Genomic DNA, 8,139 nt, shown 5'->3' on the forward strand with positions numbered 1-8,139 from the left:
CCCATGACGCAGCGCACAGAGAATCTGCTTGGCGTACTCGCCCTGCTGGTCACGGACGAGATAAATGCGCAGCCAACCGAGGCCGCGCTCGCGGGCTCCACTGCCCGCGCCATGCTCAACGCGATTGGCCAATATCCCGATTCATCCATTGAGGTATTGCGCGAAGCGGTCGATCTTTCTCATCCGGCCGCGGTCCGCGCCGTTGCCGGTCTGGTGGAGGCGGGGCTGGTCGAAAAGAAGCCGGGTAACGATAAGCGTTCTGTCGCGCTTGCCTTGACCTCTTCCGGCAAGCGCGAAGCCAAACGTCTGCAATCGGCGCGCGAGCGGATCCTTCAACGCATCGTCGGGCAACTCGACGTGCGCGAGCGCGACGTGCTCGAAAGCCTGCTGATCAAGATCCTGTGGCGCGAGACCCGCGATCCGGCCCACGCCATGCAACTATGCCGCCTCTGCGACGACGGCCCCTGCCTGAAAGCCGGTTGTCCGGTCGAATGCCGCGAACAGGGTCTGCCGATGCCGGCGCGGAGCAGTTCATGAACGCCGCCGCGCCGGTGCGCTGGCCGGCGATCGCCGCACTGACCGCGGTCTCGGCGCTCTCGCAGATCGGTCAGTTCGGCATCGGCTTCATGGTGCTGCCCGTCTGGCTGGCTCATCAAGGCCTCGATGCGCCGCGCGCCGGCCTCTTCTCCGCTTCGCAATGGACCGGCATGCTGGTCGGCCTGTTGATCGCACCGTGGCTGGTCGAACGGATCGGGGCGAAGCGCACGGTATCGCTGGGTCTCGCCGCCACGGTGATTGCCTTCGCCACGATGAGCGCGCTGTGGTGGCCACTGTGGCTCGTACCCGGCCTGTTGACCGGGCTCGGTATCGGCTTGCGCTGGATCGCCAATGAAACGTGGCTCTACCGGCTCGTTCCGGCTGAGTCGAGCGGACGCGTAGTGGGCGTGCATGAAGCGCTGATTGCCACCGCCGGTGTAATCGGCCCGGCATTGGCGGCATGGTGCGCGGTCGACGGACGCATCACGTTCGCGGCCGGCGCGGCCTTCACGTTCGCGGCGGCGCTGCCGCTGTGGCTGACCGCGTCGGATGATGGACATGCTGCTGCCGGAACAGCACGGCCCACGCCAAGCAAAAGAGCCGGGAAACATGGCGTTGAAAAGCGCACGCCGATCGGCCCCCTGGTCAGTCTCGGCATGGTGGTCGTCGCTGCGGGCGGCATCGGCGACGGCGCGCTCTACGGCCTCTTCCCGCTCTTTGCGGACGCTCACGGCCTCAGCACCACACAGACGGCCACGCTACTCACGCTATTCGGTATCGGCGGCATGGCGCTGCAATTTCCGGTCGGCTGGTTCGCCGATCGCGTGGGTCTGGCTGCCACGGTGATCGTCTGCGCCGCGCTCAGCACGCTGGCGATCGGCGGTTTCGCACTCGCCGCCCCCGCCTCATGGCTCGCGTACGCGAGCGCGTTACTGCTCGGCGGTATGAACAGCGCGTACATCACGCTCGGCATGGTCGCGGCGGCCTGCAGCGACAAGGCCGCGCTCACGCGCAACATGCGGCTGGTGTCGCTGACCTTCACTGCAAGTTCGATTGCGGGGCCGCTTATCGCCGGCTTCGCCATGAAAGCGCGCGGCGCCGACATGTTGATGTGGCAACTGGCGATCATGAGCGGCGCGCTCGTTGCCTATACGCTCGGCTTGCGCGAAGGCCGGCGTCAACCCGATCGATCTTCGTCGATGGGTTGAGCCGGTCGCGCATCAGGCCGCTTCAAACCAGCTGAAGTCCTTAACACTCAACCACGGTTCAGCCACGTTCAGCCACTTTCCGCTGCCGCCAAAGACACAACAGATCGCACGCAATATGCGCGGCGGCGATCGCCGTGATCTCGCTCTGGTCGTAAGCTGGCGCCACTTCCACCACATCCGCGCCCACCAGGTTCAATGCACCGAGCCCACGCACAATGGCCAGCCCCTGCGCCGACGACAAACCGCCCGCCACCGGCGTACCCGTGCCTGGCGCGAAGGCCGGATCGAGACAGTCGATATCGAAGGTCAGATAGGCGGGCCGCTCCCCGACAATCGACGTGATCCGCTCCACCGCCGCCCGCGTGCCATGTTCGTGGACCCACGCAGCGTCGAGGATATTGATCCCCATGAAGTCGTCGTTCCACGTGCGAATGCCGACCTGCACCGAGGTCTTCGGATCGATCAGGCCATCTTTCACCGCCTTGTAGAACATCGAGCCGTGATTCAGGCTGTCCGGGCTGTCGTCGGCCCAGGTATCGCAATGCGCGTCGAAATGGATCAGCGAGAGCGGCTTGCCGTATTTCTCCGCATGCGCGATCAGGAGCGGATACGTAATGTAGTGATCGCCACCGAGCGTCAGCATCTTTGCGTCCGATCGCAGGATCGTGCGCGCGTGCTCGACAATCGATTCCTTGATCGTCATGGGATTGTGCGCGTCGAACCAGCAGTCGCCGTAATCCGTCACGGCGAGATCGTCGAACGGATTGAAGCCCCACGGATACGGATGCAGTTCCGACAATTGCACGCTCGCCGCGCGCACCGCTGCCGGGCCGAGACGCGCGCCCGAGCGGAACGTGGTAGCCAGATCGAGCGGCACGCCGGAGACCACGACGTCGACGCCGTCGAGCTCGCGGGTGTACTTGCGGCGCATGAACGACAACACACCGGCATAGGTGTTCTCGATCGACGAGCCGTAGAGTGACGAACGACGGATCGCGCCGTCGCCGTAGATGAGTTCAGTCATGGATGACCTGATACCTGATAAACATGCCGGCGTTGCACACGGAGCTTCCAGGTGATGCGTGCAACGCCAGCCTCGGATTCATTGGGAACGCAGCAGTGCCTTTTCAGGCGCACCGCCGCGCTGGCTTGCGAATCCTTTAGCGCAGCCGAACGAGCGTGGACTTCAGCTCGGTGTACTTCTCCAGCGCGTGCAACGACTTGTCGCGGCCGTTGCCCGATTGCTTGTAGCCGCCGAACGGAAAGTTCATGTCCCCGCCTTCGTCATAGCAATTGACCCATACCGTACCGGCACGCAGCTTGCGCGATACTTCATGGGCAGTGGTGAGGTTCGAGGTCCACACGGCAGCGGCAAGACCGTACTCGCTGTCGTTAGCGATCCTGATCGCCTCTTCCACCGTGTCGAACGTAATCACAGACAACACCGGCCCAAAGATTTCCTCGCGCGCAACCTTCGCACCGGCAGCCGGGATCTCAAAGATGGTCGGTTCGATATAGAAGCCACCTGTTTCCTGCTTGACGCGCGATCCGCCCAGCAGCAGCTTCGCCTCGGCACGGCCGGCTTCGATATAACCGAGCACGCGTTCGAGTTGCACGTTGTCGACGATCGCGCCCATCGAGGTTTGCGGATCGAGCGGGTTGCCCGGCGTATAGCTGCGCGCGGCGGCGATCAGCTTGTCGAGGAAGACCTCCTTGATGTCGCGATGCACGAGCAGGCGCGAACCGGCGGTGCACATTTCACCCATGTTGTAGAAGATCGCGCCGGCTGCCGCGTTGGCAGCACGATCGAGATCGGGACAATCGGGCATCACGATGTTCGGCGACTTGCCGCCGAGTTCGAGCCAGACGCGCTTCAGATTCGACTGGCCGGCGTACTGCATGATCAGCTTGCCGACATTCGTCGAGCCGGTGAAGGCGAGACAGTCCACGTCCTGATGCAGCGCCAGCAGCTTGCCTGGTTCGCCCGCGCCCGGCACCACGTTGAACACGCCGGCGGGAATGCCCGCGTCCAGCGCAAGCTGAGCGAGACGAATCGCGGTGAGCGGCGACTTCTCCGAAGGCTTCAGCACGACGCTGTTGCCCGCGGCAAGCGCCGGGCCGAACTTCCACGACGCCATCAGGATCGGGAAATTCCACGGCACCACCGCGGCGACCACACCGATCGCCTCGCGCGTGACGAGCCCCACCAGATGATGATCGGCCGGTGCGACTTCGCCACCGACCTTGTCGATTGCTTCAGCGAACCACTCGACGCAATAGGCCGCCCCCGGCACGTCCACCGTGGTGGTGTCGGCAATCGGCTTGCCCGCGTCCAGCGTTTCGAGCAGCGCGAGTTCGTCCATGTGCTCACGGATCGACGCGGCCCAGCGCAGGAGAATCGCCTTGCGCTTGCGCGGATTGAGACCCGACCACACACCGGTATCGAACGCGCGGCGTGCCGCCGCCACGGCGGCGTCGACATCCGCGGCGCCGCTGTCCGCAACCTTCGCGAGCAGTTTGCCGTCGATCGGGCTCAGGCAGTCGAAGGTGCGCCCGCCCGCGGCGTTACGGTATTCGCCGTCGATAAACGCGCGGCCTTCGATCGAAAGCGTAGCGGCCTTGTCTTGCCAGAAAGCGAGAGATTTCTTGTCCATCAGGATGCCTCAATGTTATGCGCTCGACGCACGCCGGCATCGACTTCAGGCGGCTTGGAACTGCGTCGCGGCGCGTTGGCGCGGAGTCTTTAGAACGTGGGCGGCGAATTGGCCGACACGATCTCGCAGAGATGCTCCGCGCTGGGATTGCGAAAACGATGCGGTAGACGGCTTTCGAAGTAGTAGCTGTCCCCCGGGTCGAGTAGCCACGTGACGCCGTCAACCGTCAGTTCGATCTGACCGCTGACCACCACCCCGCCCTCGTGCCCCGCGTGCTCCAGCATTTCCGGCCCGGTATCCGAGAGCGGCTGATAAACCTCGCGCAGAATGCCCATGTTGCGGTCTTTCACGCTCGAGCCCGCAAGATAGAACTCGATCGACTCATTGCCGAGATTCGGCATGTCGGCGCGGCGCGATACCACCGAGCGCTCCACCTCGACTTCAAAGGTGAAAAACTCGGCGAGACTCATCGGTATGCATTCGAGCAGTTTCTTCAATGACCCAACCGAGGGACTCACGCGATTCTGTTCAATCAGAGAAATCGTGCCATTGGTCACCCCCGCCCGTTTCGCCAGTTCACGCTGAGACAAGCCATTCTTCTTACGGATGTATTGCAGGCGGGTTGCTACTTCTATAGACATCGCTGAATTCTCTGACATGGGAGACGATCGAAACGCGTGGACCCGGGCAAGGATTGCCCGCGAGTGTTGAATATTCTAATCACTTTAATCTTCGCGCCGCTGGGGAAAACCCCTGAAAGGCTTCCGAAATATAGTAGCCGCAACGAATGTTCCCATACGCGGGGATTCTTGTGACACCCCCGGGAAAGCCCTGATAAATCTTTTATAAAAATGATTTGACGGCTTTATTGGCTCGTATACGATGGTTCTCAGGCGGTCGTCATGCCGGTGTCACGAGATACGAAAGTGTGTTTTGCGACGCAGCGAATCAGTTTCGCAACCGGTAGCTCCGACCATCCCAGCGTCCTGTTTCTTTAAACGCCCCGAGCGTTGTTGAGCAAGACGTTTAATAGACATTAGAGTGTAATCGTGAGAGTCCGAGGCCCTTTGGTGAGATGGAATCGAAGTCAGGCGAGTTGTCCTCGCGCTGACGGCGCCATCGCCGACGGCAGCAACGGCAGCCTTGCGTTCCGCCGCTTCCTGTCCGTCTTCACGATCCTGTCCCGCCGTTCAGTTCGACGTCACAACTCCATCTCCGCGCGTGCCTTCATTGCCGTACGCACGGACGAAGTCGCCTCGCTGCTGCCGTAGCGCCTCCCCCTTTTTCGCCGTTCGATTCATCCGTTTGCGTGAACGCGCTCTATCGAGCCGTGCGTTTATGCATGTGCGGTGTTGCCTGCCGCCTGTGCGTTTCACGCGAATCAGAGACGTTGCGCACCGCAGCGGACCGAATCGAACGGCCAGCCTGATTACCACGCGCGGCGCGTTCAGTTGACGAAAGCCGCCCGCACTACCCCGGTGGCCTGACGCCTCGCGTCCGGCTGCGGAATCGTGCCGCGCTGTGTTTAACGTTGTTCATGCCGCGTTCCGCGGTGAACACACACGTCTATTCGTTATGCGAAACAAACCCCTGGTCGGCATCAGCGCCGACAGAACGATGATGGGAGTCCACCCATCGCACGTCACCGGCGAGAAGTACATCGCTGCGATCGTGGACGGCTCGAAGGCGCTGGCCATGTTGTTGCCGGCGCTCGGCGAGCGTCAGTCCACCGAAGATGTGCTGGACGCCGTCGACGGCCTGCTGTTTACCGGCAGCTATTCGAATGTCGAACCGCACCGCTACGGTGGCCATCCCAGCGCGCCGGGCACGCTGCACGACGCCGCTCGCGACGCGACGACGCTGCCGCTTCTGCGTGCGGCGATTGCCGCAGGCGTGCCCGTGCTGGCGGTATGCCGGGGCTTCCAGGAAATGAACGTGGTATTCGGCGGGACGTTGCATCAAAGCGTTCACGCGGTGGCCGGCTTGAACGACCATCGTGAGAACAAGGAAGACGACCTCGACGTGCAATACGCACCGTCGCATTCGATCACGCTGACGCAGGGCGGTTTGTTGCAGCGCCTCGCGGGCGGCACGAATGAAGCGCGTGTGAATTCATTGCACGGTCAGGGCGTCGAGCGGATGGGCGTGGGTCTGGTGGCTGAAGCCACCGCGCCGGACGGATTGATCGAAGCGGTAAGTGTGAAAGATGCGCGTGCCTTCGCGCTGGGTGTGCAGTGGCACCCGGAATGGAAGCATGCCAACGACGCGCTTTCCACCGCGATCTTCCGCGCCTTCGGCGACGCCTGCCGCGATCGAATGCGCACCAAGGCCGGCTATGGCGCGGCATCCGCCGCAGCCACGCATGCCTGAGCCGGTCGCGCACCAAAACTGAGAGAATAACCATGCATGAAATCGACGACTTCCTGAAACAGAACCGCGTCACCGAAATCGAAGCGATCATTCCGGATATGGCCGGGATCGCACGCGGCAAGATCATTCCGCGCAGCAAATTCGAATCCGGCGAGTCCATGCGCTTGCCGCAAGCGGTGATGATCCAGACCGTCACAGGGGACTATCCGGAAGACGGCACGCTCACCGGCGTCACCGACCCGGACATGGTGTGCGTACCTGACGCCAGCACCATCCGCATGATTCCGTGGGCGGTCGACCCGACTGCCCAGGTGATTCACGACTGCGTTCACTTCGACGGCACGCCCGTCGCCATCTCGCCGCGCCGCGTACTGCGCCGCGTGCTCGAACTCTACAAGGCCAAAGGCTGGAAGCCGGTTATCGCGCCCGAGCTCGAGTTCTACCTGGTCGACATGAACAAGGACCCGGATCTGCCGCTGCAACCGCCGATCGGCCGTACCGGTCGTCCGGAGACCGGGCGCCAGGCGTATTCGATCGAAGCGGTCAACGAATTCGACCCGCTCTTCGAAGACATCTACGAGTACTGCGAAGTGCAGGAACTGGAAGTCGATACGTTGATTCACGAAGTCGGCGCCGCGCAGATGGAGATCAACTTCATGCACGGCGACCCGCTGAAACTCGCCGACAGCGTGTTCCTGTTTAAGCGCACGGTGCGTGAAGCCGCGCTGCGTCACAAGATGTACGCGACCTTCATGGCCAAGCCGATGGAAGGCGAACCGGGCTCGGCCATGCACATGCACCAGAGCCTCGTGGACGAAGAAACCGGCCACAACCTGTTCACCGGCGCGGACGGCAAGCCGACATCGCTGTTCACCGGCTATATCGCCGGCCTGCAGAAATACACGCCGGCGCTCATGCCGATTTTCGCGCCGTATATCAACTCGTATCGCCGCCTGTCGCGCTTCATGGCCGCACCGATCAATGTGGCATGGGGTTACGACAACCGTACGGTGGGTTTCCGGATTCCGCATTCGGGGCCGGCTGCGCGCCGCATCGAGAACCGCATTCCGGGTGTTGACTGCAATCCGTATCTGGCGATCGCAGCAACGCTGGCCGCTGGTTATCTCGGCATGACGCAAAACCTGGAGCCGACCGAGCCGCTGCTCAGCGACGGCTACGAACTGCCCTACCAGTTGCCGCGCAATCTGGAAGAGGGTTTGACGTTGATGGGCGCGTGCGAACCGATGGCCGAGATTCTCGGCGAGAAATTCGTCAAAGCCTACCTCGCACTGAAAGAAACCGAATATGAGGCGTTTTTCCGCGTGATCAGCTCGTGGGAACGCCGGCATTTGCTGCTGCACGTTTAAGAC

The 8,139-nt window shown here is 62.5% G+C and carries 8 protein-coding genes; 5 read left to right on the forward strand and 3 right to left on the reverse strand.

The window, feature by feature from the left end; translation table 11 throughout:
- Positions 1 to 3 precede the first annotated feature (3 nt).
- Together BCY88_RS25080 and BCY88_RS25085 are read left to right on the forward strand one after the other, a co-directional pair.
- Positions 4 to 537, forward strand: a complete 534-nt coding sequence (locus BCY88_RS25080; RefSeq protein ID WP_120346858.1) for a MarR family winged helix-turn-helix transcriptional regulator — start codon at positions 4 to 6, stop codon at positions 535 to 537.
- Complete coding sequence (locus BCY88_RS25085) at positions 534 to 1,745, forward strand: MFS transporter (protein ID WP_120346859.1); 1,212 nt, start codon at positions 534 to 536, stop codon at positions 1,743 to 1,745. The genes BCY88_RS25080 and BCY88_RS25085 overlap by 4 nt, the downstream gene beginning before the upstream one ends.
- Before the next feature lie 58 nt (positions 1,746 to 1,803).
- Here BCY88_RS25085 and speB read toward each other — a convergent pair whose 3' ends face one another.
- The 3 genes from speB to BCY88_RS25100 all read right to left on the reverse strand — a co-directional run bounded on the left by speB (position 1,804) and on the right by BCY88_RS25100 (position 5,040).
- Positions 1,804 to 2,769 carry an agmatinase gene (speB, locus tag BCY88_RS25090; protein ID WP_120346860.1) on the reverse strand — a complete coding sequence of 322 codons (966 nt, stop codon included), beginning with the start codon at positions 2,767 to 2,769 and terminating at the stop codon, positions 1,804 to 1,806.
- Between the two features lie 136 nt (positions 2,770 to 2,905).
- Positions 2,906 to 4,399, reverse strand: a complete 1,494-nt coding sequence (locus BCY88_RS25095) for an aldehyde dehydrogenase (protein ID WP_120346861.1) — start codon at positions 4,397 to 4,399, stop codon at positions 2,906 to 2,908.
- Between the two features lie 89 nt (positions 4,400 to 4,488).
- A complete protein-coding gene (locus tag BCY88_RS25100) occupies positions 4,489 to 5,040 on the reverse strand; it encodes a cupin domain-containing protein (protein ID WP_115777126.1) in 552 nt (183 codons plus the stop codon).
- A 426-nt stretch (positions 5,041 to 5,466) separates the two neighbouring features.
- On the opposite strand from BCY88_RS25100, the gene BCY88_RS25105 reads away from it, so the two are divergent.
- The 3 genes from BCY88_RS25105 (at position 5,467) to BCY88_RS25115 (ending at position 8,136) form a co-directional block, all read left to right on the forward strand.
- Positions 5,467 to 5,670, forward strand: coding sequence for a hypothetical protein (locus BCY88_RS25105; RefSeq protein ID WP_035516723.1), 204 nt, complete (start codon positions 5,467 to 5,469; stop codon positions 5,668 to 5,670).
- A 304-nt stretch (positions 5,671 to 5,974) separates the two neighbouring features.
- On the forward strand, positions 5,975 to 6,769 hold the full coding sequence (locus tag BCY88_RS25110; RefSeq protein ID WP_120346862.1) for a gamma-glutamyl-gamma-aminobutyrate hydrolase family protein: 795 nt from the start codon (positions 5,975 to 5,977) through the stop codon (positions 6,767 to 6,769).
- 32 nt (positions 6,770 to 6,801) lie between these two features.
- Positions 6,802 to 8,136: a glutamine synthetase family protein gene (locus BCY88_RS25115; protein WP_120346863.1), complete on the forward strand. Its 1,335-nt coding sequence runs from the start codon at positions 6,802 to 6,804 to the stop codon at positions 8,134 to 8,136.
- The last annotated feature ends 3 nt before the right edge of the window (positions 8,137 to 8,139 follow it).

The organism is Paraburkholderia fungorum (assembly GCF_003610895.1).
Taxonomy (GTDB): domain Bacteria; phylum Pseudomonadota; class Gammaproteobacteria; order Burkholderiales; family Burkholderiaceae; genus Paraburkholderia; species Paraburkholderia fungorum_B.